This is a genomic window from Actinomadura rubrisoli (assembly GCF_004349215.1).
In the GTDB taxonomy this organism is placed as follows: Bacteria; Actinomycetota; Actinomycetes; order Streptosporangiales; family Streptosporangiaceae; genus Spirillospora; species Spirillospora rubrisoli.
Window position 1 is genome coordinate 1 of sequence record NZ_SMKU01000686.1, and the last position, 1,553, is coordinate 1,553.

A 1,553-nucleotide genomic window follows, 5' to 3' on the forward strand; every position below is an offset into this window, starting at 1 on the left:
GGGGGTATCACCGTAGGTGTGGGAGTGATCATCAAGGGTAGTTGAAGATCATCCACTGCTTCGGGGGGAGTACGGACACCATGACGGTGATCAAGGGGTATGAGAGTGTCGGCCAGATTGGGGCCGGTTCGGTCCAGACGTCGGTGGAGCCGGTTGTGGGGCGGAAGGTGCCGGTTCGGGAGCTGATTGACGACTCGGTGCTGGATCTGCTGCTGGAGCAGTCGCTGGACGAGGCCGGGCAGCTGCGGTTGACGGGCGAGGGCAGCATGCTCGGGGAGTTGGTGAAGGCGGTGCTGGAGCGGGCGCTGGAGGCCGAGCTGACCGCGCATCTGGGCTATGGCCGGCATGAGGTCGGTGCGAGCAAGAGCTCGGGGAACGCCCGGAACGGGCGTATCGGCAAGACCGTGCAGACCGGGGTGGGGCCGGTGGGTCTGCGGGTACCGCGAGATCGGGCGGGCACGTTCGAGCCGGTGCTGGTGCCCAAACGGGCGGGCCGGGTCGCGGGCGGCCTGGACGATATGATCATCTCGTTGTATGCGCATGGGATGAGCGTGCGGGACGTGCAGCATCACCTGCTGCAGGTCTACGGCACCGAGCTCTCCCACGAGAGCATCTCCAACATCACCGACCAGGTGATGGCCGAGGCGCGGGCGTGGCAGTCGCGGCCATTGGACCCGACGTATGCGGTGGTGTTCCTGGACGCCCTGGTGGTGAAGGTCCGCGACAACAACGTGGTGACCAACAAGCCCGCCTATGTCGCGGTCGGGGTCGACACCGACGGGCACAAGCACGTGCTGGGCATCTGGCTGGCCAAGACGCCGCTGGATGTGGCCACCGCCGGGGAGGGGGCGCGTTTCTGGGCGTCGGTGATGGCCGACCTGCGCAACCGCGGTGTGCGTGACATCCTCATCGCCTGCACCGACGGATTGGCCGGGTTCGAGGACGCCATCCACGCCGCGTTCCCCGCTACTACGGTCCAGGTCTGTGTCGTGCACCTGATCCGCAATGCGCTGCGGCCGGTCGCACGCAAGGACGCCGCAGCGGTGGCCAAGGAGCTGAAGAAGGTCTACACCGCGCCCGACGCCGACGCCGCCCTGGACGCCCTGGCCGTCTTCGCCGGCACCGAGCTGGGCTGCAAGTATCCGCAGGCCGTCAAGGTGTTCGAGGACGCCTGGGACCGCTTCACGCCCTACATGGCCTTCACCGCACCGGTCCGCAAACTGCTCTACACCACCAACGGCATCGAGTCCCTGAACTACCAGCTCCGCAAGGTGACCAAGGCCAGAGGGCACTTCCCCTCCGACGACGCCGTGGTCAAACTGCTGTGGCTGGCCATCATCAACATCGAGGACAAGAGGGCCCGCGAACGCGCCGCCAACCGGGAGAAAGGCACCAAGAACGCCTTCCAGCCCACGCGCCTCGTCGAAGGACTCCGCGTCTCAGGCTGGCGCGAAGCACTCAACGAACTCGCCATCGCCTATCCAGGGCGGATCAGGTAAAGCGGGCCTCACAACAACAAGAGATGATCTTTCCACACTTCAGGTGACACGCTC

At 66.0% G+C, this 1,553-nt stretch carries 1 protein-coding gene; it reads left to right on the forward strand.

Translation table 11 applies throughout. The features are described 5' to 3' along the window. Positions 1-80 precede the first annotated feature (80 nt). Positions 81-1,499, forward strand: coding sequence for an IS256 family transposase (locus E1298_RS46855; protein WP_424923248.1), 1,419 nt, complete (start codon positions 81-83; stop codon positions 1,497-1,499). Positions 1,500-1,553: the final 54 nt, after the last annotated feature.

Excerpts from the sequence above, each read along its gene's own strand:
- E1298_RS46855 (WP_424923248.1), top strand. The coding sequence starts at position 81 with ATGACGGTGATCAAGGGGTATGAGAGTGTCGGCCAGATTGGGGCCGGT.